This window comes from Micromonospora sp. WMMD998, assembly GCF_029581235.1.
Classification (GTDB): domain Bacteria; phylum Actinomycetota; class Actinomycetes; order Mycobacteriales; family Micromonosporaceae; genus Micromonospora.
On record NZ_CP120740.1, the window covers coordinates 59352 to 82209 of the forward strand.

Here is a 22858-nt window from a genome sequence, read left to right on the forward strand (position 1 = left end):
ACTCCGGGGGCCGTTCCCTGCCCTACCGGCCTCGAGTCGCGGCCGGGCGATCATGAGGTGGGGCAGCGAGAAGAAGGAAGGACAGGCATGCCGGAACCGTTGGACACGGCGCTGCGGGAGGTACGGGCACTGCTGCTCGACCCGGGCCTGACCCGGGCCGTGGCCGCCGGCCGGCGGCGCGGGCAGCGCCCCTCGGTGGTTCGCGCGGAGCTGCGCCCGGTCACCCTCAAGGCCGGGAACCGACTACAGATCGCCACCTCCGACGGCGCCCGGCCGCACACCCGGAACGTCGCCCCCGGCACGGAGGCCGGCACCGCCGTCGACGAGCTGCTCGCCGAGCCGTTCGGCAACTGGCACGTGGAGACCGCCGACACCACGCTCCAGCTCCGGGTGACCAAGTCCGGCGAGGCCCAGGTGCACCGCGCCGCCGCCAGCCGGCCGGTCGCCGAGCCCGGCGGACACGACCGCGCCAAGGACTGGCTCCTCGACCCGGGTGATCCGCTGTTCGCCGTCATCGGCGGATCCGCGGCCAAGCGCCGACAGGTCGACGCGTTCCTCCGGGCGCTTGCCGCGACCCTCCCCGACGACCGCACCGGCCCGCTGCGGGTGGTGGACCTGGGCTGCGGAAACGCCTACCTGACCTTCGCCGCCCACCGCTACCTGACCGGGCGCGGCCTGGACGTGACGTTGGTCGGGGTGGACGTCCGGGAGGACCAGCGCCGCCGCAACACCGAGCTGGCCGAGCGGCTGGGCTGGGCCGACCGGGTCAGCTTCGTCGCCGGCACCATCGCCGAGGCGTCCGTCGAGCCGGCCCCCGACCTGGTGCTGGCCCTGCACGCCTGCGACACGGCGACCGACGAGGCGCTGGCCCGGGCGGTGCGCTGGGGCGCCCGCTGGGTGCTCGCCGCCCCGTGCTGCCACCACGACCTGGCCGCCCAGCTCCGGGCCCGCCCCGCCACCGGGCCGGACGCGCTGCTCACCCGGCAGGGCATCCTGCGGGAACGCTTCGCCGACGTGCTCACCGACGCGCTACGGGCCGGGCTGCTCCGGCTGCACGGCTACCGCGCCGAGGTGGTGGAGTTCGTCGACTCGCAGCACACCCCGCGTAACCTGCTGATCCGCGCTCGCCGGACGGCGGGCGCGCCGACCGACGAGCACCGCGCCGAATACCGCGAGCTGGTGGACCGGTGGGGCGTCACGCCCCGGTTGCAGACGCTGCTCGCCGACTAGGGCCTGTGTCGAAGTCGGTGCCAGGGCTTGAGTTGTTGGGTGAGGGTCTTGGCGTGTCGGTGTTCGAGATGTAGCGAGGTCTCCGGTATCTGGTTCAGCGACCAAGCAGAACCCGAACACCGGAGACCTCGTGGACACCCTAGCGGTGACGAGGCGGCATGACCTGACCGACGCACAGTGGGCGGCGCTGGAGCCGTTGCTGCCTGCGGGGCGTCGGCCGGGTCGGCCGTCGACATGGACGAAACGGCAGCTCATTGATGGGATTCGGTGGCGGGTACGGGTTGGTGCCCCGTGGCGGGACGTCCCGGAGTGTTACGGGTCCTGGGCGGCGGTGTACGCGCTGTTCCGGCGTTGGCAGCGCGATGGGACCTGGGCGACGATCCTGACCGTGTTACAGGCCCTGGCTGACGGGGGCGGACGCGTCGTGTGGGACGTGTCGGTGGACTCGACGGTCGCTCGGGCGCATCAGCACGCCGCTGGGGCGCGTAAAAGGGGGATCTGCAGGTCGAGCCGCCGGGCGGGGTCACGGTCGAGCCGGACGACCATGCGCTCGGTCGCTCGCGCGGTGGGCTGACCACGAAGGTGCACCTGGCATGTGAGCAGGGGCAGAAGCCGCTGTCGATCGTGTTGACCGCCGGGCAGCGCGGGGACAGCCCGCAGTTCATCCCGGTGCTTGACGGGATCCGGGTGCCCCGTCTCGGCGGTGGCCGGCCCCGGACCCGCCCGGACCGGGTCCTGGCTGATAAGGCGTACACGTCGAAGGCCAACCGCCGCTATCTGCGTCGACGTGGGATCGCCGCGACGATCCCGTCGAAGGCCGATCAGGACGCGAACCGGCGTAAGAAGGGGTCCAAGGGCGGCCGGCCACCGGCCTTCGACCCCCAGCGGTACCGGCAGCGTCACGCCGTGGAGTGCGGCATCAACCGCCTCAAACGCCACCGTGCCGTGGCCACCCGCTTCGACAAACTCGCCGTCCGCTACGAGGCCACCGTGCACATCGCCGCGATCAACGAGTGGCTGTGACCGACTTCGACACAGTCCCTAGCGGCGGCGCTCGCTCCGGTTGCGGTCGCCACGGTCCAGGGCCGACACCCGCTCGCCCGGGCCCCGGTTCGTCGCCCGCTCGGTGTCCGGCGGCGACGTCGGGAACGGCACCACCTTCGCCGTGTGGTCGGAGTTGCCGGCGGCGGCGAAGGCGTTCCAGGAGATGTCGACGAGCAGACGCTTCAGCTCGGCGTGCCGGGCGGCGGCGTTGCGCTGGAGCGCCAGCCGCGCGCCCAGCACCACGCCGGCAAGCGTGGTGCAGATCGCGCCGGTCGCGGCGACCAGGTGCACACCCTCGGCCGGGTCCCCCTGCGCCGCGAGCACCAGCAGCCAGATCCAGAAGCCGAGTGCGAACACGCCGGCCTTGACCACGAAGAAGAGGCTCACCGCGCCAGGGCGGTGCGGAACGGGACGGTCCGGCTCGGCCATGCTGCTCCTCTGAATTCGCTGCCGGGGAGGGGTTCGACCAGCTTAATTGACAGTTCGCAACTGTTCATGCTCCACCGGTCCCGCCGGCGGGACCTTGCGACCGATCAGTCAGTTACTTCTTCGCGCGGGCGTACTAGGCTCGTGGCGCAGAGCCGGGCGCACCGGCGGAAGGGGACAGTTCCAGCAGGGATGGGTTCCGCAGACGTTTCGCCGCAGATGGCCTTCGCGCGTTTCGTGCGAAGGGCCATCGACGACGCCCGCGAAGAGCGCGGCTGGACGGTGACCGACCTCGCCACCCACACCGGTGTCGGCCGCTCCACCGTGTTCCGCTGGCTGGCCGGCGACTGGCAGGACTATCCCGAGCTCGCCAAGGTGCGCGGTTTCTGCGCCGCCCTCGATCTGCCGGTGGCCGCCGCGTTCCGGGCGCTGGGCCTGCCCGACGCCGGCACGGCGCCCCGCCGCCGGGGCATCGAGGACGGTCCGGTCGAGGCCGACGTGCGGGTGATCCTGGAACGGCTCGCCGACCCGAACGTCCCCGCCGAGGAAAAACACCACATCCGCGACCTGCTCCGCTACCTGGCCCGCCGCCCGGTCCGCCGGGCCGGTTGACCCGCGGGCCGGCCGGTCACGCGACGGTCAGAGTGAACTCCGCGGTCCGCACCACGCCCGCGACCTGGAAGTCCAGGAACATCCGGTAGCGGCCCGGTCCGGGTGCGGTCAGCCAGAACGTCACCGCGTCGCCGTCGAGCGTCGGCTCCGGATGCACGTGCAGATAGCCGAGGTCACCCTCGCGCAGCGCGACCAGATGCCCGTACGCGCCGAGGTAGGGCTCCAGCGGCGCGGCCCCACCGCCGGCGCCGGTGATCCGGAACCGCAGCGGCGCCGACCGCCCGACCTCGGGCGTGCCGGTGTACGCGGCGGTGAACCCGTCGACCGTGGCCGACGTGGCCGGGGCGGGCAGCGGCCGGGGCGCGTACCCGCCGGGCACGGCGAGGTCGGCGCCGAGCACGGCGGCGACCTGGCGGCCGTCGTCGGCGACCGCGGTGAAGTCCGCGTACATCCGCCAGGCGCCCGGTTCGGGCGGCGTCAACGGCACCGACCAGGTGCCGTCGGCGGCCATCGTCGGATGCAGGTGCCGGTAGCCGGTGAGGTCGCGGCGCACCACGATCACGTGCATCGGCTTGTCGTGCACGACGGCGAACCGGGTGACCGCCCGACGTCTGTCGTCGCGGACCTGGAAACGCAGCTCACCGGCGCTGCCGGCGGTCAGCTCGCGGGCCGACGGGACGAGCGTGTAGCCGGCCGAGCTGATCGACAGGCCGGTCGCGCCGTCGCCGCCGCCCCGGGTGACCGTCGCCCCGTCGTGCGAGTGCGCGCCGGTGCCGGGCGCGTGGGAGTGGTCGCCGACGGTCGTCGCGGCCTCACCGGTCGGGACGGCGGCGGCGGGGCTCGCCGGCGGATTCAGCCGGCCCAGCCCGAAGCCGAGCAGCACGGCCAACACCAGGCCGCCCACCACCAGGGCCAACCGCAACGTCTCCCGGTCCACCGCGACCGGACCCGTCGCCGCGCCCCCGGACCCCGTAGCGCGTTCGGCACCCGCCGCGCGGTCGGACCCCACAGCGCGGTCGGACCCCACAGCGCGGTCGGACCCCGCCGCGCGGTCGGACCCCGCCGCGCGGTCGGCACCCCCGGCGACGCCGCGGGGGCCCGGCCCGGTGTCGTCGACGTCGGGCGCACTCGCGAGCGGCGACGACTCAGGCAACGCCGCCGGCCAACTCGTAACCCGCCTCGTCCACGGCGGCGCGGACGGACTCCACCGGCAGCGGGGCCGTGCTGGTGACCGTGGCCGTCCCCCGGGCCAGGTCGATCCGGACCTCGTCGACGCCCGGCAGGGCGGACAGCTCCCCGGTCACCGCCCGGACGCAGTGTTCGCAGGTCATCCCGGTCACGGTGTACGTCTGGACGACGGGTCGCTGCTCGGTCATGGCCCCACGGTACCGCCGGCCGGGCCGCCCGCCGACGACGGCCGCGCGCACGGTGGCACGGCTCGCACCGCAGCACAGGTGTTAAGCGGGGCCCCCGCCTATGCAGAATGCGTTAAGCGGGGCCCCCGCCTTACACGGTGGCGAGGGCGAGCGGCAGCACGTCCGGGGCGCCGGCGCGGCGCAGCAGCCGCGCCACCATGCCCATCGTCCAACCGGAGTCGACCAGGTCGTCGACGAGCAGCACCGGCCCGCCCAGCGCGGGCAGCGCGTCGGCCACCTCGTCCGGCAGGTGGAAGGCGTCGTGCAGGGCGCGTACCCGCTGGGCGCTGTTGCCGCGCGGCCCGCCGGCACCGGCCGGGCCGGTCGGGGTGACCAGGCCGAGCAGCGGCAGCCGGCCGACCGTGGCGATCCGCTCGGCGAGCGTGCCGACGAGCAGCGGCCGGGCCCGGGAGCCGACCGCGACGACGCCGGCCGGGCGGCGGGGCCACGGGTCGTCGCCGTGCGCCCACGCCTTCAGCACCTCGACCACGGCCGCCACCACGTCGTCGGGCACCGGCCCGTCCGGCGCGTCCGGCCCGACCAGGCCCCGCAACCGCCCGCCCCACCCGAGGTCGGACAGGCGGCCCACGGCCCGCCCGGGCAGCGCCTGCTCCGCCGGGGCGATCCGGCCCTTCAGGGGTACGCCGACCGCGTCCAATCCGGTGGGCCAGAGCTTCTTCGGCGGGATCTGGACGCCGGGGCGGCCGAGGAAGGTCTGCGCGGCGGTGAGCGCCTCGGCGGACACGCCGGCGTCGAACAGCGGCCCGGCGCAGTTGTCGCACCTGCCGCAGTCCTCCGCCCCGGTGTCGTCGAGTCCTTCCCGCAGGTAGCGCATCCGGCAGTCGGAGGTGGCCGCGTACTCCCGCATGGCCCGTTGCTCGGCGGTGCGTGCCTCGGCGACGCGCCGCAGGCGGGCCTCGTCGTAGGTCCAGGGTTCTCCGGTGGCGAGCCAGCCGCCGCGTACCCGGCGGACCGCGCCGTCGACGTCGAGCACCTTGAGCATCAGCTCCAGGCGGGCCCGGCGCAGGTCGACGACCGGTTCCAGGGCCTGGGTGGAGATCGGCCGGTCGGTGTCGAGCGCGGCGAGCACCGTGCGGACCTGTTCCTCGGGCGGGAAGGCGAGCGAGGCGAAGTACCGCCAGATGGCCGCGTCCTCGACGCCGGGCAGGAGCAGCACCTCGGCCTGCTCGACGGCCCGGCCGGCGCGGCCGACCTGCTGGTAGTAGGCGATCGGCGACGGCGGCGCGCCGAGATGCACCACGAAGCCGAGGTCGGGCTTGTCGAAGCCCATGCCGAGCGCGCTTGTGGCGACCAACGCCTTGATCTTGTTGTCGAGCAGGTCCTGCTCGGCGGCGCGGCGGTCGGCGTCGTCGGCCTGCCCGGTGTAGGAGGCCACCGACCAGCCCCGGCCGCGCAGGAACTCGGCCGTCTCGGTGGCCGCGGCCACGGTGAGCGTGTAGACGATCCCCGAGCCGGGGAGCCGGTCCAGGTGGTCGGCCAGCCAGGCCAGGCGGTGGGCCGGGCTCGGCAATTCGAGTACGCCGAGGCGCAGCGACTCCCGGTCGAGGGTGCCGCGCAGCACCAGGGCGTCCCCGAGCTGCTCCGCCACGTCGCGGGTGACCCGGGCGTTGGCGGTGGCCGTGGTGGCGAGCACCGGCGTGTGCTCGGGCAGATTGGCCAGGAAGGTCCGCAGCCGGCGGTAGTCGGGGCGGAAGTCGTGCCCCCAGTCGGAGACGCAGTGCGCCTCGTCGACCACCAGCAGCCCGGTGGTGGCGGCGAGTTTCGGCAGCACCCCGTCGCGGAAGTCCGGGTTGTTCAGGCGTTCCGGGCTGATCAGCAGCACGTCGACCGCCCCGGCGTGGATCTCGGCGGTGATCTCGTCCCACTCGTCGAGGTTGGCCGAGTTGATGGTGCGGGCCCGGATGCCGGCCCGCGCGGCGGCGTCGACCTGGTTGCGCATCAACGCCAGCAGCGGCGAGACGATCACCGTCGGCCCGTGCTCACCGTGCTCGCGCAGCAGGGCGGTGGCCACGAAGTAGACGGCCGACTTGCCCCAGCCGGTGCGCTGGACGCAAAGCACCCGTCGCCGGTCGACGACAAGCGCCTCGATGGCGAGCCACTGGTCCGCCCGCAGCCGGGCGTGGTCCCCGGCCAGCCGTCGCAGCACCGTCTCGGCCCGTTCCCGCACCGCCTCCCGATCCAGACTCATCCGACATGTCTACCAGGCACGGACCCTCCGGCCCGGACCCGCGTGGGGCCGGACCGGGCAGGGAGGGGTCAGCGACGGGAGCGGAGGGAGGTCAGGAGGGGCGACAGGCGGGAACTGAGGCTGGCCAGGCCGCCGGGGAAGAAGTAGACCGCCAGGATGAAGACCGTGCCGAGGACGAACAACGGCTGGCTCAGGGGGTGGCTGAGGAAGGCGGGGAGGCGGTTCACGGCGTCGCTGGTGCCGAACGCGGTCAGGCGGTGGTCCAGGTACATGTAGAGGATGCCGCCCAGCACCGGGCCCCACCGCGTGCCCGGGCCGCCGAGCACCACCATCACCAGCAGCGACAGGGTCAGCTCGGACGACGTGATGTGCGGGCTGGCACCGCCCACGATCAGCACGTAGACCACCCCGCCGGCGCTCGCCAGGCCCCCGGCCAGGGTGAACGCGACAAGCTTGAACCGGTACGGGTCGAGCCCGAGCACCCCGATCCGGCGTTCGTCGTCGCGCAGCCCGGCCAGCACCCGCCCGGTCGGCGAGCCGCTGACCCGGTGCACCACCAGGACCACGAGCGCCAGGTACGCCAGCGCCAGCCAGTAGAGGTTGACCGTGTTGGTGACGCCGACGAGCGCCGCCGGCAACCCGGACACGTCCAGCGGCAGCCCTTCCTCGCCGCCGGTCAACCCGCCGAAGTCGCGGGCCACCAGGATCGCCCCGACCTGCGCGAAGGCCAGCGTCACCATGGCGAACGCGATGCCCACGGTGCGCAGCGCCACCGCGCCGAGGAGCGCGGCGAGCGTGGTGCCGCCGACCACGGTCAGCACGGCGGCCTGCCACAGCGGCAGCCCGGCCTTGGTGACGAGCACGTCGGTGCCGTACACGCCGGCGGCGAAGTAGAGCGCGTGCCCGAAGGAGAGCATGCCGGTGCGCCCGAACAGCAGGTCGTAGCCGGCCGCGAGACCGCCGAAGACCAGGCAGATGGCGAGCAGTTGCAGCGTGCCGGGCGAGTTCAGCGGCCCCTCGAAGATCCCCGGCAGGCTCAGCGTGGAGTAGGGCAGGACCGCCGCCACCACCAGGGCCACCAGCGGCAGGTACGGGCGCAGCCGGTGCCACCGGGCGGGCCGGGGCGCGAGTTCGTCGGGCACCTGCGCCGGGGGCGCGTCGACCACCGAGTTGGTCATGCGTGAGCCACCTTTCCGGCCAGTCCCTGCGGACGCAGCAGCAGCACCACGGCGAGCAGGCCGACCACGCACAGGTCACCGAGCCCGGATGTGCCGTAGTAGTTGACGAACTGTTGCAGCAGCCCCACGGCGACCGCCGCGTACGCGGACCCGACCACCGAGCCCATTCCGCCGATCACCACCACGATGAAGGCGAAGATCAGCAGCGACCCGCCCTGGCCGGGTGAGACGGTGCCGAAGTAGACGCCGCCGAGCGCGCCGGCCAGCGCGGCGGCGGCCCCGCCGATCGCGAACACGAGCGTGAACGCCTTGCGCACGTCGATGCCGAGCGCGGTCACCATCTCCCGGTTCTCCACCCCGGCCCGGATGATCAGGCCGTACCGGGTCCAGCGGAGGAACGCCAGCAGCGCGCCGAGCACCACCACGGCGGCGACGATCAGCAGCAGCCCGGCGTTCGGCACCTGCGCGCCGAGCACCGAGGTCACCTGCCGGCTCCAGTCGGGGCGCGGGAACGTCCGCGGGTCCGCGCCCCAGGTGGCCTGGAGCAGCGCCACGCCGGCAAGCGACAGGCCGACGGTGACAAGCACCTGTTCGATGGTGCGGGAGTAGAGCGGCCGGATCAGCACCAGCTCGACGAGCACCGCGACGAGCGAGCCGGCCAGCACCCCGAAGAGCACCGCCAGCACGAAGCCGAACCCGTCCGGCCCGGCGCCCGGCAGGTTGCCCGCCGCCCACCAGGTCGCGTACGCGCCGACGCCGAGGAACAGACCGTGCGCGAAGTTGAGCACGTCGGCGAGGCCGAAGACCAGGGACAGGCCGGAGGCGACGAGGAAGTAGAGCGCCGCCAGGCCGAGCCCGGTCAACGTCAGCAGGACCACCGTGTTCACGCCTTGACCTCCGCACCCACACCCAGCAGCGACTTGGTGAGCGCCGTCTCCAGCAGCAGCTCGCGGGCGTCACCGGTCCAGGCGACCTTCCCGGCGGAGAGCACCACCGCGTCGGACGCCAGCCGCCGCACCACCGCCAGGTTCTGCTCGACCAGCAGCACCGGCACGGACTCCGCGACCCGTTCCAGCACCTCGGCCACCTCGGTCACCACCTTCGGCGCCAACCCCTTGGTCGGCTCGTCGACGAGCAGCAGCCGGTTGTCGTTGAGGAGCACCCGGCCGATCGCGAGCATCTGCTGCTGCCCGCCGGAGAGCGAGCCGGCCCGTTGCCGTCCGCGCCGGTCCAGCTCCGGGAAGAGCGCGAAGACCTTGTCGTACGCCGGGGTGATGCCCCGCCGTTCGGCGAGTCGCAGGTTCTCCGCGACGGTGAGCCCGGCGAAGACGCACCGGTCCTCCGGCACGTAGCCGAGGCCGCCGCGGACCAGCCGGTGGGTGGGGCGGGTCAGCAGGGTCTGCGGGCCCATCCGCACGGTGCCGCGTACCTCGCCGTTGCGCGGGGTGAGCCCGACGATCGCGCGCAGCGTGGTGGTCTTGCCGACGCCGTTGCGCCCGAGCAGAACGGTGACGCCGGTCGGCGCCACCTCGAACGACACGCCCTGGAGGATGTGCAGTCCGGCGATCCGCACGGACAGACCCTCGACGCTCAGGACGGGCTCACTCATAGCGCCTCCCCCAGGTATGCCTCCTGCACGGTGGCGTTCGCCATCACCGTGTCCGGGGTGTCGCAGGCCAGCAACGCGCCGTGGTGCATCACGGCGATCCGGTCGGCCAGCTCCAGGATCACGTCCATGTGGTGTTCCACCATGAGCACCGCCCGCCCGCTGTCCCCGGTCAGCGACTTGATCACGCGGACCAGCTCCGGCACGTCCTCGGCGCTCACCCCGGCCATCGGCTCGTCCAGCAGCATCACCCGGGGTTCCCCGGCGAGCAGCAGGGCGATCTCCAGCTTGCGCTTCTCGCCGTGGGCGAGCGTGCCGGCCAGCGCCGTACCCCGGTGGTGCAGGCCGACCCGGTCGAGCGCCGCGTCGGCGGCGGCGGCCACCTCCCGGTCGGCCGCCGCCCGCCGCCACAACTTCATCGAGCCACCCCGGTGCGCCTGTACGGCGAGCCGGACGTTCTCCCGCACCGTCAGCGAGCCGAAGACCGAGGACGCCTGGAAGGTGCGCCCCAGGCCGAGCCGGGCCCGGCGGTGCACCGGGAGCGTGGTGACGTCCGCCCCGTCCAGCACGACCCTGCCCTCGGTGGGCCGGCGCAGGCCGGTGATCAGGTTGAACAGCGAGGTCTTGCCGGCGCCGTTGGGCCCGATCACGCCGAGGAACTCCCCCGGCGCCAGATCGAGATAGACGGAGTCGACGATGGCGACCTCACCGATCCGCCAGGTCAGACCGCGGGTGGCGAGCACCTTCTCAGCCCTTCATCTGCGCGACCGGCGGCGCGGTCTCGTCGCCGGTCAGGGTCTTCTGCGCGGTGGCCGTGAACGCGGTGCCGCTGCCGGTGAGCTTGGCCTGGTACATCGGCTGGAGCAGCGCGTGGTCCTCGGCGCGGATCTTCATGGCGCCCTTGATGCCCTCGAACTCCCAGCCCTCAAGCGCGGTGACCATCTTCTCCACGTCGTCGCCGCCCTCCTGCACCGCGCGGACGATCATCTGCGCGGCGGCGAACCCGTCCGGGTGGAACAGGTCGAGCGTGCCGCCGGGGATCTTCGCCTTGGCGGCCTTGGCGGCCTCGGTGTCGCTCGCGCCGTCGAAGTAGTGCGACAGGAACGAGATCTTGCTGCCGGCCGCGCCGAACGTCGGCCAGGAGGCGCGGATGTCCAGGCCGGTGACGACCGTGGTGGAGGCGAGGACGCCCTGCTGGTCGAGCGTCTGCCACATGGCGCCGGCGGTGGTGCCGGCCCAGGCGACGAAGAGCAGGTCCGGCTTCGCGGCCTTGATCTGGCTGGCGAACGGCGTGAACTCGGTGGCGCTTGCCGGCGCGCGCACGCTGCTCACGGTCGCCCCGGCGCCGCCGATGACGGCCTTGACGGCGGCCTCGTTCGCGTCGCCGAACGCGCCGTCCTGGGCGAAGACGACGACCTTCTTGCCCGTCGCGTCGCCGATGAACGACCGGGCGGTCACCACGTCCTGCCAGGACTGCCGCCCGGACCGGAAGGTGTACTTGTTCGCGCCGGTCACCCCGTCCGTGGCGGCCGGGCCGGAGATGAACAGCACCTTGTTCTGCGCGGCGATCGGGGCCACCTGGAGCGCCACCCCGGAGGAGGTGGACCCGGCGATGATCTTCGTGCCCTTGCCGATCATGTCCTTGGCGGCGGAGACGGCCTTGGCCGGGTCGCCCGCGTCGTCGGCCTCGGTCACCTCGATCGTGCGGTCGCCGACCTTGCCGGTGCCCTTGGTGGCGAAGTCGAGGCCGGCTTTGAACCCTTCGATGTACTGCTTGCCGTAGCTGGCCAGCGGCCCGGACTGGGAGTAGACCAGGCCGACCTTGACCGGCGCGGCGTCGCCGCCGCCGGAGGCGGTGTCCTGCGGGCTGCCACACGCCGTGGCAGCAAGCGTGGCCGCCATCATCGTGGCGGCGGAAAGGAACACCCGTCGCGTGTGCCGGATCGTCATTGCGACTCCAGGTGAGGACAGGAGGATTGTCAGTTGTCGGCTCACGCTAGAAGTGACGTCACCCACGGGCTATGTGGTCGACGCACACAAGTCTCCGGGGCAGGATGGCCGCGCGTTACAACCCCGGACACCACCTCGTAACCGCCCCGACCCGGAATGGCCCGGCCCACCACGCGGGGCCCGGCGGCAATGTCGGGCCCGCCCATTCACCGCGGGCCGCACTCCCCCTCGTGGTCCGCCGCACGCGGGCAGCGCCGGCCGCCGTCGAGCAACCGGTCGCACCAGACCCAGTGGCGTACGGACTGCTCGTCCTCCCGCGACACGGTCGTCCCGGCGCGCTCCACGTCGGCCAGGAAACCGAGCGCCCGGCAGACGGCCCGCGCGAACCCCCGAGCCCCGTCGAGGTCGGCCGCGAGCACCGGCAGGTGTACGACGAACCGCTCCCGGCTCACCGGCACGCCCCCGGCACGAGCCGTCTCCGGAGCGCCCGCTCGATCCGCCGTCGATGCCCGCGCCTTCGCCGCACGGGTGGGAACGGGTTGCGCACGGGTCCTCCTCGTCAGCCGTTGGAGGCGACCCGCCCACGGATGGGGGACGCGGGCGGGTCGCCGGCACCGAGACCGCAGCCCGTTCGGCGGTACGGCCCCGGAGCCCAATCCGGGCCCGACTCCCGAGGTTTGCCGAACCAACCGGAGCCGGACGCGGTCAGCCTACCCAAAATATTTGGGTAGGTCGAGCATGCGGCTCGTGCGTTCAACTTGTTGCAGTTGCTGGTGTAGGCCCGGCATGATCGGAGGTGCCGAACCAACCGGAGTCCTCACCATGCCCACAGCCGAAGCCCCATACCGCCACATCGCCAACGAACTCGCCGCGAAGATCAGGAGTGGCGAGTTGAAGCCCGGCGACAAGCTGCCCTCGACCCGCGAGCTGGCCGAGAGCTACGGCGTCCACATGAACACCGCCTCGCGCGCTCTGTCCCTGCTGCACGATCGCGAGCTGATCACCGGCCAGCCCGGTCGCGGCACCTACGTCGCCGAGGCGCCCAGCCGCTAGGCCTCGACCGAATCTCACCTCGCGGCGCATGAATCAGGACGCCGTGATGGTGTCAGATCATGGACTCCGCTTCACCCTTCGCGCATCCCACGAAGGGCATCACTACTGCTCATCATGCGCCCCGGCGGTTTGCGCACTCTTCACCTGCCGGACCACGGCCAGCGCGAAATTTAACTGAACGCTATCTTCGCATCACCATAAGTAAGTGAGGCGGGGAGGGCTCTTGTCCGCGAACGACGAATTCTTCCGCTCGAAGAAGGCAGCCGCCGTGCTCAAGCACGGCATTCTCAAGCGCTACCCGGTGGTGTTCGCCTCCAAGACGGGCCAGGGCAACCCGATCGTCTTCCTGGACGGTTACGCCGGCCGAGGCGAGTACGACGGCGGGGAGCCGGGTTCACCGCTGCTCCTGTCCCGGTGCGCCGAGTTCGTTCAGGGCTTCCGCGATGTGCTGGCGTTCTTCGTCGAACAGGACCCGGACAGCTACGCGAACCTGGAACAGGTCCTCCGGGAGAAGGGTGGCCCCGTCCAACGTGAACTGCGCCAGGGCAGCCTCGACCAGCACCTTCCCGAGTTGCTCGCTCGGGCGAAGGGTGCCTCGCTCTTCGCCTTTCTCGACCCTTTCGGCCCAGCCCTCGACTTCGACCTGATCCGTACCCGGCTGCTCGGCCGACCCAGTTGGCCGCCCACCGAGGTATTGCTTCACTTCAGCGTCTCCGCAGTGGCCCGAATGGGACGCGCCGTCCACGTCGCCGGTCAGCGACCGGTCGGGCTCTCAGAGAGCGAGCGAAAGACCGCCGCGCGACTGGACCGGTTCCTCGGCGGAGCCTGGTGGCGCGACGATTTCGCTCAGGTGTCGGACGCGCGAGATGACGAGCGTGCCACGGACATCGCATTGCGGGTCGCGGACAGGTACGCCCGGAACCTCACCCAGGGATCGGCCTACCAGGCGGTGCGGATGCCCGTGCGGCCACGGCCCGGCCTCGCGCCGAAGTACGTCCTAACGCTGTTCACCACACACGGCGAAGGGGCCTGGCACTTCGCCGACACCCTGGGTAAGGCCGGTGTCGAGTGGGAAGAGGCGTGGGTCAGAGAACAGCTACGCCGAGACGAGCACCTGGCCGACACGCTGTTCGGCGACGGCCCCGTCTTCGATGCCGAGCAGTATAAGGCCGAGAATGCCTCGCGCTGGTCGCGAGCGATCGAGCGAAATCTCGTAAAAATGCTGGAGCAGCATGCGTCGTTCAAGATCGTGGATCATGTGGCTGAGGTCTACGGCGAGGTGCTCGGACATGCCTGGGCGCCGCACGTGCGGCAGGCCGTCAAAGCGCTGTACCGGCAGAAACAGATCAGCTGCCCCGGCACGGGCGACTTCTGGAAGGAGGTCGCCTGGCGTCCGTGACGGGATGGCAGACCTCTACGCTTCCTAGGCCGACACGAGGGTGCGGGGCAGTGGCATCTCGTCCCAGGTCCGGCCGTCCAGCAGCCGACCCCCCACCTTCGGCGTGCGCCCGCCCCACTGTTTGAAGAAGAAGGCGGTGCCGACAGACCTGCACTGATCCCGTAGGTCACGGACCCACGCGGGATCCATCGGCCGGCAGCCCCGCCCGGACTCTCCGCCTGCGATAAGCCAGTCGATGCCGCCGAGATCCAGGTCAGCCAACGGACCGAGCAGTGGCTCCGCCGAGACGAAGCGCACCGCGGCTGGCACCTCCCGTAGTTGGTCGATCCGCTGTCGGTGCGCGCCGTCCTCGACACTCACGCCCATCCAGAGATTCGCAGGCCAGTCGAGGTGGTGGGCGACCTTCGCCAACCGCGCAGCTCGTTTGGTGAGCACCTGGAAAGTGTGCCGCGGCGTCTCACGCATCACGGCGAACACCTGTTGGACGTAGTCCAGGGGAACCCGGGCATGGAAAAGGTCCGACATGGAATTGACGAAGACGGTACGTGGGTCACGCCAGCGGCGAGGAATGTCCAGGGCATCGGCGTGCAGGGCGACACCGAATCCGGGACCGGAGGTACGCGGGTCGCCGTCGGTCTGGTATTTAGTCGAGCCCATGGCCTTGAGGCGCTTCGCCAGGGTCAGGGCGTAACAGTTGTCGCAACCGGCGGAGATGCGGTCACAACCGGTGGTGGGATTCCAGGTTGCTTCCGTCCATTCGATGGCGCTCTTGTCGGCCATGCGCCCTCCTTCCGATCGCGAAGTGCCCATCTTGTCGAACATCCGTACGCATGGGAAGAGCGCGGCGGCTTTCCGACCGATCTCTCGCCTTCATTGTCTGAACGATTCCTCAACGACCCGGTGGCGGGCGGCCGAGCGTGCTCGCCGACGACGTGGGGCGGTGGGGGTACTCGCGCGAGCGCAGGCACCCCCACCGGTAAGCAGGCGGCGTCAGCGGCCGGTGCGGGCGGCGACCGCCGTGTCGGGCTGGTCGGCGAACACGCCGTCGAGACCCAGGTCGAAGAAGAGTTCGTACTCGGAGGTGATGTCGCCGCGCGCGTTCGGGTCGGCACCGAGCCGGAAGTCCAGCGGCAGGAACTGGTTCTCGGCGCGGAACGTCCAGGCGTGCACCACCAGGTTGAGCCGGTGCGCGTCCCGGATCACCGAGGTCGGCGTGAGCAGCCGGCCGGCGCTGTCGCGGGGCACGATCAGGTTCTTGTTCAGGCCGACGCCGTCGGCGTACCGGGAGACCCAGGCCAGGCCGGCGGTGGTGGCCAGGTCGGCGTAGGTCCGGCGGTCACCGGCGGCGGTGAAGTCGTAGGGCGCGCCGGTGGCGTCCATGAGCTGGACCAACCGCACGTCGGTCAGCTTGTCGAGCTTGCGCAGGTTGGCCGTCTCGAAGCTCTGGATGAAGACCGGGTCGTCGCGGTGGGTCAGTCGGTTGCGGCGGAGCACCGCGACCAGGGGCTCCTCCAGCGCGCGCCCGATCGAGGCGAAGTAGGTCGGGTGCTTCGTCTCCGGGTAGACGCCGATGGTCCGGCCGCGCGCCTTCGACTCGGCCCGGGCCAGGTCGACGATCTCCTGGAAGGTCGGGATCGGGAACTGGCCGTCGAACGCCGTGTTCGTCACCCGCACCTGCGGCAGCCGCTCCTTGGCGCGCAGCGTCTTCAGCTCGGCAAGCGTGAAGTCCTCGGTGAACCAGCCGGTGACCGTCACCCCGTCGATGGTCTTCGTCGCCCTGCGGGCGGCGAACTCGGGGTGTGCCGCCACGTCCGTCGTACCGGAGATCTCGTTCTCGTGCCGGGCGACCAGGACGCCGTCCTTCGTCGAGACCAGGTCCGGCTCGATGAAGTCGGCGCCCTGCCGGATGGCCAGCCGGTAGGACTCAAGGGTGTGCTCCGGCCGGTAGCCGCTCGCGCCACGGTGTCCGATCACGATCGGTCGCTGGGCCGCGTGGGGGCGCTCGGCGCGGGGGCCCGGGCCGGCCTGGGCGGCCACGGCCGGCACCACCACGGCCGCCGCCGCGAGCAGCGCGCCGGCCACGCCGAGGGCGGAAAGGGTACGTCGCAACGCCGTCTCCTGTCGTCGATGGGTACGCACAGCAGACCCGGCGTGGTTGACGTGCAGTTGGTCGGTTCCTGACCTGCCGGTGAATCTCCGGACGGAAGATGACGTGGTGCGCCGTCTGCTCCGGAAGCCGGTACGGCTGGTGCCGCTCGGGTTCCTGGCGGTGATCCTGATCGGCACCGGCGTGCTCATGCTGCCCTGGGCCGACGACGCGCACCGCTGGACCCCGTTCTCGACCGCGCTGTTCACCGCCACGTCGGCGGTCTCGGTCACCGGCATGACGATGGTCGACACGCCGAACTACTGGAACAACTTCGGCCTCGTGACGATCATGCTGCTGACCCAGCTCGGCGGCCTCGGCATCCTGACCGGCGCGTCGCTGGTGATCCTGGCGGTCTCCCGGCAGCTCGGCCTGCGTAACCGGCTGCTCGTGCAGGCCGAGAGCGCCGAGTTCGGTCTCGGTGACGTGCGCCGGCTGTTGCTCCGGATCGCGGCCACCGTCTTCGTCACCGAAGCCGTGATAACCGCCGTGATCGGCGCACGCTTCTGGTTCGCCTACGACTATCCGCCGGGGCACGCGCTGTGGTTCGCCGTGTTCCACTCGGTCCAGGCGTTCAACAACAACGGCTTCACCCTCTACTCCGACGGGCTGGTCGCGTTCTCCCGGGACCCGTGGGTGACGCTGTCGCTCAGCTTCGGCTCGATCGTCGGCGGGCTCGGCTTCCCGGCGCTGTTCGAGGCGGTACGGGAGTGGCGGCGGCCCGGCCGGTGGGCGGTCGCCACCAAGCTCACCGTCTGGGGCAGCGTGGCGCTCACCGCCTTCGGCTTCGGCTACCTGCTGCTGGCCGAGTGGACCAACCCGGACACGATCGGCACGTACGACCTGCCGGGCAAGGTGTTGGCCGCGTTCGGTCAGATCGCGTTGAGCCGGACCGCCGGCTTCGACATGATCAACGTCGACCGGCTCGCCGAGGAGAGCTACCCGATGTTGATCGGCCTGATGTTCGTCGGCGGCGGCAGCGCCAGCACCGCGGGCGGCATCAAGGTCTCCACGTTCTTCCTGCTCGGCTTCGCGATCTGGGCGGAGTTGCGCGGCGAGCCGGACACCACGGTCGGGCGTCGCCGGGTGTCGACGGCCAGCCAGCGGCAGGCACTGACGGTCGCCCTGCTCAGCGTGGCGCTTGTGGCCGCCGGCACGGTCGGTTTGATCGTGTTCACCTCGCACGTGCGCTTCTACGCCGCGCTGTTCGAGGTCACGTCCGCGTTCAGCACCACCGGCCTCACCGTCGGGCTCAGCCGGGAGCTGCCACCGCACGGCCAGTACGTGCTGACCGCGCTCATGTACATCGGTCGGGTCGGCCCGCTCACCCTCGGATCGGCGCTCGCGTTGAACACCAGGCGACGTTTGTACCGCTATCCGGAGGAGCAACCCATTGTCGGCTAGACACTCGGACGACACCGGCGTGGTCGTGATCGGCCTGGGCCGGTTCGGCTACCACCTCGCCCGGGCGCTGACCCGCCTCGGCCACGACGTGCTCGCCATCGACCGCGACGCGGCCCAGGTCCAACGGTGGGCCACCGAACTGGATCGGGTGGTGCAGGCCGACGCCACCGAGGAGATGGCGCTGCGCCAGCTCGGCGTGACGGGCCTGCCGAGGGTGGTGGTCGCCATCGGCGCCTCGGTCGAGGCGAGCGTGCTCACCGTGCTGGCCCTGACCGAGCTGGGCATCCCGCAGATCTGGGCGCGTGCCACCTCGGAGAAACACGCCACGATCCTGCACTCGGTCGGCGCGCACCACGTGATCTTCCCGGAGGCGGAGACCGGCGAACGGGTCGCGCACCTGATCGTCAGCCGGATGCTCGACTTCATCGAGTTCGGCGACGACTTCGCGATCGCCAAGGTGCGGGTGCCCGCGCCACTGGTCGGGCGCACGCTGCGCGAGATCGCCCCGCGAAACCGGTACGGGGTGATGGTGGTCGGCGCGAAGCTGCCCGGTGAGCCGTTCCGCTACACCGGGCCGGACACGGTCCTGCCGCCGGACAGCGTGCTCATCGTGGAGGGCAGCATCAGCCAGGTGCAGCGCTTCGCGGAGCTGACCTGACCGGACCTGGCCGTCAGCCCTTCGGCCCCCTGGGACCCTTGCCCTTGCCCTTGCCGGGCCCACCCCCCTCCGGCTGTCCGCCTAGCCTTTTCCCTTACCGCTCTCCTTGCCCTTGGCCTTGGGCGGCTTCGGCGGCTTGGCCTTCGGCGCCGGCTTCGGTTTCGCCTTCGCCGGCCCACTCTTGGCCGCGGTCTTCGTGGTCTTCGCGGCCGGCTTGGCCGGGGCCTTCGTCTTCGGCGCGGTGGTGACCGGCACCGAGCCGGCGATGCCCGACACCTGCACCCCGCAGGGGTGGCCGCCGAGCGTGAACGCCACCGGCAGCGTGTTGCTCCCGGTGTAGCGCCCGGCCAACGTGAGCTTCGTCGACGCGCCCGGCGCCAGCGCCGGTGCGGACGCCGGCGCCGCGACCGACACCGTGCGCCCCACCTGGCGTACCGCGGGTTGGGCGGTGGTCACCGCCTGCTTGCCGGGGAAGCTGAAGCTCATGGTCCAGTCGCGCAGCTCCCGGGCACCGGTGTTGGTGATCGTCAGCTCGGCGGAGAAGTCCTTGCCGGTGTCCCGGCGCAACGAGTAGTCGACCGCGCAGGGCACCGGCTCGGGCAGGCCCATCCGCGCCTCGGTCGGTTCCACCCCGCCGCTGGCCGGGCTCTTCGACGTCAGGCCCCACATGGTGGCGGTGACCGCGATCAGCCCGGCGGCGGCCACCCCGGCCTCCACCCTGCGCCGCCGCGTCGCCGAACGCCGGGTCCGGGTGCGGATCGCCGAGTACGGCAGCGCGTCGGTCGCCGCCGACCAGGGCAGGATCGTGGTGTTCGCGTTCTCGGCCAGCACCGGGTCGACGGGGCCGAACGCCGGCGACACCGGCACGATCGACGCGATCCCGACCGCCTCGGCGAGCGTACGGGCCACCTCGGCGGTGACCGGGCGGTCCTCGGGGCGCTTGGCCAGGCAGCGGTGCACCAGGTCGGCGACGGGGGCCGGGAGCCCGGGCACCGGGGGCATCGGGTCGGGGTCGCGGTACATGTGGGCGCGCAGCATCTCGGTGGTGGTGCTGGCCTGCCACGGCAGCCGCCCGGTGAGCATCCGGTAGAGCAGCAGGCCGACCGCGTAGACGTCGGTCGCCGGCGAGACGTGGCCGTTGTTCAGCCGCTCCGGGGCGAGGTAGGCGGGGGTGCCGAGCAACGCGCCGTCCGGGCCCTTGTCGCTCTCCCCCACGAGCGCCGAGATACCGAAGTCGACGACCTTCACCCCGTTGGGGGTGAGCATGACGTTGCCGGGGGTGACGTCGCGGTGCACCACGCCCCGGGCGTGCGCGGTGGCGAGCGCCGAGGCGACCTCCGCGCCGATGGTCAGCGCCTCCCGCCAGGGAAGTTGCCCGTCCCGGCCGAGCCGGCCGCTGAGCGGGCCGCCGTCGACCAGCTCCATGACCACGTACGGCACGGTCAGCCCGACCTGGACGGACTCGCCGTAGTCGTACACGTTGGTGATGTTGGGGTGGCAGAGCCGCGCGGCGGCCTGCGCCTCGACGCGGATCCGGTGCCGGAACGCCTTGTCGCTGGCGAGCCGCGAGGCGAGCACCTTGACCGCCACCTGCCGGCCGAGCACCTCGTCGTAGCCGCGCCAGACCACCGACATGCCACCGGCGCCCAACTGCTCGACCAGCCGGTATCGCTCACCGAGCAGTTGCACGCCGTTCCTGACCGCTCCGCCCATGGTCGGTGCAGTTGCCCGAAGTCGACCTCGCTACACCTGCGCGGTCGTAATCGGTCAGGAAAGTCACCCGTTCAGGCGGTCGCGAGGAGTTGGTCCACCGGCGCGAAGTCGTCCGTGAGCACCCGCGCGTCCCCCACCCAGGCCGCCGTCCGCGCCTCGTCGAGCAGCTCGGCCAGCTCGGGGAGCCGCTTCAGGCCGGGCGGGATCCCGGCCAGCGGCAGCGGCGCGTCCGAGGCGACGATCACGAAGTTCGCGCCGTGCCGCCCGGCGATCGCGCCCGGCGGGGCGATCAGCGCGACGTGCGCGAACACGGCCGAGACGGTGGCCAGTTCGGCCCGGATGAACCGGTCCGGCGGATAGTCGATGACGTTCTGCACGTAGATCCCGTCCGGGCGGAGCACCCGGCGGATGTCGGCGGCCATCTCCCGGGTGGCCAGGTGCCAGGGCACTACCAGGTGACCGAACGCGTCGCCGACGACGAAGTCGCGGCTGTCGGTCGGCTCGCCGCCGAGCAGCACCCGCGCGTCGCCGACCCGGGCGCGCAGCTTCGGCCCGGTGCGCAGGCCCAGCTCCCGCCGGTCCAGGTCGACCAGCCCGCCGTCGACCTCGAAGACCAGGTTGTCGCTGCCGGGCCGGGTCGCCGCCAGGTAGCCGGGCACGGTGAAGCCGCCGCCGCCCAGGTGCAGCGCGTCCATCGGCTGCCCCGCCGGCCGCACCAGGTCCGCGACCAGGCCGATCCACTGGGTGTACGAGTATTCCAGGTGGGTCGGATCGGCCAGGTCGACGTAGGAGTGCCGCGCCGAGTTGAGGTAGAGCGTGCGCCCGTCCGGCGAGCCGGGGTCCGCCTCCACCCGGGCGCAGTGGTAGGCGGTCTCCACGTCGCACGGGTTCGGCGCGGCGGCGGTGAGCCCGGCCGCGGCGAGGCCGAGCAACGCCAGCGCCGCCTTGGCCCGGCCCGGCGCCGACAACCCGGCCCCGGAGCGCCGCCGCAGCCAGAATCCCAGCGCCAGCCCGGTCACGCCGAGCACCGCGGCGAGCGCCAGCACGATCACCGAGCTGGGCAGCGCGGCGACCAGGATGAAGCCGGTGCCGAGCGTGGCGGTGATGCCGCCGAGCGTGCCGATGCTGGAGAGCTTTCCGACCACCTGCCCGGTGCGGCGCAGGTCGGCGAGTTGGAGCTTCACCACCAGCGGGGTGATCCCGGCCAGCAGCGCCGCCGGCAGCAGCACGGTGAGCGCGGTCAGCAGCAGCACCGCGCTGGCCGCGCCGCCGCGCAACGCCTCACCGGCGTACCTGACGATGGGCAGGGTGATCGCGGTGGCGATGCCGGCCAGCACCAGGGCGGGGGCGAGCAGGTCACGCGGGTCCCGCCGATCGGCGAGCCACCCGCCCATCCACGCCCCGTACGCGATGGCGGCCAGCGCCATGCCGATGACCGAGCTGGTCACCTGGAGGGTCACCCCGACGTACGGGCCGACCAGGCGCAGCGAGACGGTTTCCAGCACCAGCACCGCCCCGCTGGAGAGGAAGACCAGGAAGGCGGCCAGCCCGTTCGGCAGGGCGTGCGGCGGGACCGGCGCCGTGGTTGCCGGATTCGTGACGATGTCGGGCGATGTGCTGCTCACCGTCGCGAGGGTACGCGGCGTTCCTGACCGTCCGGGTCAGTACATCGAGATGTGAACATGGTTTGTGTGGTCGGCGGCCGGGCTGCCGCCCCCGCTGTACGCCCGCCAGCCGGTGTTCGGCATCCAGATCTGCCGATACCAGATCACGTACATGATGCCCAGCTTGCTGGCGTTGTTCTTCGCCCAGTTGGCGAGGCTGTCCCCGTACGACTTGTCGCCGCCGGTGGCCGAGCGGTCCTCGAAGCCGCCGGTGGCGGCGGCGAAGTCGCAGGCCCGGCCCTTGGGGTGCTCGCCGCCTCCGCCGCTGCGGTGGCAGGAGGCGTAGCGCTTGTAACCCGCCGCCTTGGCCTGCTGGAGCATGTGCAGGGTGCGCGGCGTGATGCAGCCGCTGGCCGGCGTCGGGTCGTCCACCGAGCAGGACTCCGACGGCCACGAGCCGTCCGAGTTACGCGGCGCGGGCTTGGCCGAGGAGGAACCACCGCTGAAGCCCGAGCCGGCCCCGGAGCTGACCTTGGCCAGCGCCACCTCGGCGTCCTTCTTCTTCCGGGCCAGCACGGCGAGCTGCTTCTGCTGCTCCCGCACCTCGGCGTCGATGGCCAGCTTCGACTCGACGGCCTGTGCCTTCGCCTCGGCCAGGTCACCCAGCCGCTTGCTGTCCCGCTGGGCCATCATGTCCAGCTCGGCCGCGCGGTGGAGGAAGTCGTCCGGGCCGGAGCTGGCGAGCAGCATCGACACCGGGGTCAGCCGGCCCTGCCGGTAGGACTGCACGGCCACCTCGCCGGCCTGGGCGGTCAGCCCGACCAGGCGTACCTCGATGTCCTTGAGCTGGGCGGCAAGCGCGGCCTGGCGGCGCTTGGAGTTGTCCAGCTTGTTCTTCGCCTCGATGTGGCCCTTCGCGGCGGCCTCAAGCGCCGCCCGGAGCTGCTTGCTGCCGCCCTCGTCGCCGGCGTTCGGGCTGGGCGCGGCGGCGGCCGGGCCGCCGACGGCGAGGCCGGCGCCGAGCAGCACGGCCGTCGCGGTGAGCAGCGTCAGCAGCGACCGGCGGACGCGCCGGCCGGTGAGCCAGGTCCTGGGCACGTGATGGTCCTTCCGTCAACCGCCGGTCACGATACCGGACCAGGTGCGTCGCGCCAGATTCGTGACCTCCGATGGCGGATAATGTCGACGCAGCGTGTCGCGACCGTGGCGCG

General features: G+C 72.1%; 21 protein-coding genes and 1 pseudogene. 7 read left to right on the forward strand and 15 right to left on the reverse strand.

All coding sequences use genetic code 11. The features are described from left to right. The first annotated feature begins 87 nt into the window (after positions 1 to 87). Both O7619_RS00270 and O7619_RS00275 read left to right on the forward strand, forming a co-directional pair. The gene (locus O7619_RS00270; protein WP_282284905.1) at positions 88 to 1230 is read left to right on the forward strand and encodes an SAM-dependent methyltransferase; all 1143 of its coding nucleotides are present in this window, start codon (positions 88 to 90) and stop codon (positions 1228 to 1230) included. Positions 1231 to 1360: 130 nt separating this feature from the next. Next, positions 1361 to 2253, forward strand: a pseudogene (locus O7619_RS00275) (IS5 family transposase). 18 nt (positions 2254 to 2271) lie between these two features. On the opposite strand, the gene O7619_RS00280 reads toward O7619_RS00275, so the two are convergent. Next, positions 2272 to 2703 carry a hypothetical protein gene (locus tag O7619_RS00280; protein WP_282284928.1) on the reverse strand — a complete coding sequence of 144 codons (432 nt, stop codon included), beginning with the start codon at positions 2701 to 2703 and terminating at the stop codon, positions 2272 to 2274. Positions 2704 to 2892: 189 nt separating this feature from the next. Here O7619_RS00280 and O7619_RS00285 point away from each other — a divergent pair, with 189 nt between their 5' ends. Continuing rightward, positions 2893 to 3312: a helix-turn-helix transcriptional regulator gene (locus O7619_RS00285; protein WP_282284929.1), complete on the forward strand. Its 420-nt coding sequence runs from the start codon at positions 2893 to 2895 to the stop codon at positions 3310 to 3312. A 16-nt stretch (positions 3313 to 3328) separates the two neighbouring features. Here the strand turns inward: O7619_RS00285 and O7619_RS00290 are convergent, their stop codons facing one another. From O7619_RS00290 to O7619_RS00330, 9 genes are all read right to left on the reverse strand, one after another. Then, positions 3329 to 4249, reverse strand: coding sequence for a hypothetical protein (locus tag O7619_RS00290; protein ID WP_282284931.1), 921 nt, complete (start codon positions 4247 to 4249; stop codon positions 3329 to 3331). 208 nt (positions 4250 to 4457) lie between these two features. After that, positions 4458 to 4688, reverse strand: a complete 231-nt coding sequence (locus O7619_RS00295; RefSeq protein WP_282284932.1) for a heavy metal-associated domain-containing protein — start codon at positions 4686 to 4688, stop codon at positions 4458 to 4460. A 130-nt stretch (positions 4689 to 4818) separates the two neighbouring features. Further along, positions 4819 to 6936, reverse strand: a complete 2118-nt coding sequence (locus tag O7619_RS00300; RefSeq protein WP_282284935.1) for a DEAD/DEAH box helicase — start codon at positions 6934 to 6936, stop codon at positions 4819 to 4821. Positions 6937 to 7004: 68 nt separating this feature from the next. Then, on the reverse strand, positions 7005 to 8114 hold the full coding sequence (locus O7619_RS00305; protein WP_282284937.1) for a branched-chain amino acid ABC transporter permease: 1110 nt from the start codon (positions 8112 to 8114) through the stop codon (positions 7005 to 7007). After that, positions 8111 to 9001, reverse strand: a complete 891-nt coding sequence (locus O7619_RS00310; RefSeq protein ID WP_282284939.1) for a branched-chain amino acid ABC transporter permease — start codon at positions 8999 to 9001, stop codon at positions 8111 to 8113. The genes O7619_RS00305 and O7619_RS00310 overlap by 4 nt, the downstream gene beginning before the upstream one ends. Then, positions 8998 to 9723 carry an ABC transporter ATP-binding protein gene (locus O7619_RS00315; RefSeq protein ID WP_282284940.1) on the reverse strand — a complete coding sequence of 242 codons (726 nt, stop codon included), beginning with the start codon at positions 9721 to 9723 and terminating at the stop codon, positions 8998 to 9000. The genes O7619_RS00310 and O7619_RS00315 overlap by 4 nt, the downstream gene beginning before the upstream one ends. Continuing rightward, positions 9720 to 10463, reverse strand: a complete 744-nt coding sequence (locus tag O7619_RS00320; RefSeq protein ID WP_282284941.1) for an ABC transporter ATP-binding protein — start codon at positions 10461 to 10463, stop codon at positions 9720 to 9722. The genes O7619_RS00315 and O7619_RS00320 overlap by 4 nt, the downstream gene beginning before the upstream one ends. Before the next feature lie 4 nt (positions 10464 to 10467). Beyond that, positions 10468 to 11670 carry a substrate-binding domain-containing protein gene (locus tag O7619_RS00325; RefSeq protein ID WP_282284942.1) on the reverse strand — a complete coding sequence of 401 codons (1203 nt, stop codon included), beginning with the start codon at positions 11668 to 11670 and terminating at the stop codon, positions 10468 to 10470. Between the two features lie 206 nt (positions 11671 to 11876). After that, positions 11877 to 12122, reverse strand: coding sequence for a hypothetical protein (locus O7619_RS00330; protein ID WP_282284943.1), 246 nt, complete (start codon positions 12120 to 12122; stop codon positions 11877 to 11879). Positions 12123 to 12492: 370 nt separating this feature from the next. On the opposite strand from O7619_RS00330, the gene O7619_RS00335 reads away from it, so the two are divergent. Both O7619_RS00335 and tcmP read left to right on the forward strand, forming a co-directional pair. Further along, entirely contained in the window at positions 12493 to 12723 is a 231-nt protein-coding gene (locus O7619_RS00335) for a winged helix-turn-helix domain-containing protein (protein WP_282284945.1), read from the forward strand. Between the two features lie 223 nt (positions 12724 to 12946). Next, positions 12947 to 14122, forward strand: coding sequence for a three-Cys-motif partner protein TcmP (tcmP, locus tag O7619_RS00340; protein WP_282284947.1), 1176 nt, complete (start codon positions 12947 to 12949; stop codon positions 14120 to 14122). Between the two features lie 24 nt (positions 14123 to 14146). Here tcmP and O7619_RS00345 read toward each other — a convergent pair whose 3' ends face one another. Further along, a complete protein-coding gene (locus tag O7619_RS00345) occupies positions 14147 to 14902 on the reverse strand; it encodes a phage Gp37/Gp68 family protein (protein WP_282284948.1) in 756 nt (251 codons plus the stop codon). Between the two features lie 210 nt (positions 14903 to 15112). Beyond that, a complete protein-coding gene (locus tag O7619_RS00350; protein ID WP_282284949.1) occupies positions 15113 to 16231 on the reverse strand; it encodes a glycerophosphodiester phosphodiesterase in 1119 nt (372 codons plus the stop codon). 106 nt (positions 16232 to 16337) lie between these two features. Between O7619_RS00350 and O7619_RS00355 the strand changes: the two genes are divergently transcribed. Together O7619_RS00355 and O7619_RS00360 are read left to right on the forward strand one after the other, a co-directional pair. Then, positions 16338 to 17672, forward strand: coding sequence for a potassium transporter TrkG (locus O7619_RS00355; RefSeq protein WP_282284950.1), 1335 nt, complete (start codon positions 16338 to 16340; stop codon positions 17670 to 17672). Then, positions 17662 to 18330: a TrkA family potassium uptake protein gene (locus tag O7619_RS00360; protein ID WP_282284951.1), complete on the forward strand. Its 669-nt coding sequence runs from the start codon at positions 17662 to 17664 to the stop codon at positions 18328 to 18330. Before O7619_RS00355 ends, O7619_RS00360 begins: the two co-directional genes overlap by 11 nt. A gap of 81 nt (positions 18331 to 18411) precedes the next feature. Here the strand turns inward: O7619_RS00360 and O7619_RS00365 are convergent, their stop codons facing one another. From O7619_RS00365 to O7619_RS00375, 3 genes are all read right to left on the reverse strand, one after another. Then, positions 18412 to 20043 carry a serine/threonine-protein kinase gene (locus O7619_RS00365; RefSeq protein WP_282284952.1) on the reverse strand — a complete coding sequence of 544 codons (1632 nt, stop codon included), beginning with the start codon at positions 20041 to 20043 and terminating at the stop codon, positions 18412 to 18414. A gap of 71 nt (positions 20044 to 20114) precedes the next feature. Beyond that, complete coding sequence (locus tag O7619_RS00370; RefSeq protein ID WP_282288994.1) at positions 20115 to 21647, reverse strand: fused MFS/spermidine synthase; 1533 nt, start codon at positions 21645 to 21647, stop codon at positions 20115 to 20117. A 57-nt stretch (positions 21648 to 21704) separates the two neighbouring features. Next, positions 21705 to 22745 carry a hypothetical protein gene (locus tag O7619_RS00375; RefSeq protein ID WP_282284953.1) on the reverse strand — a complete coding sequence of 347 codons (1041 nt, stop codon included), beginning with the start codon at positions 22743 to 22745 and terminating at the stop codon, positions 21705 to 21707. Positions 22746 to 22858 lie beyond the last annotated feature (113 nt).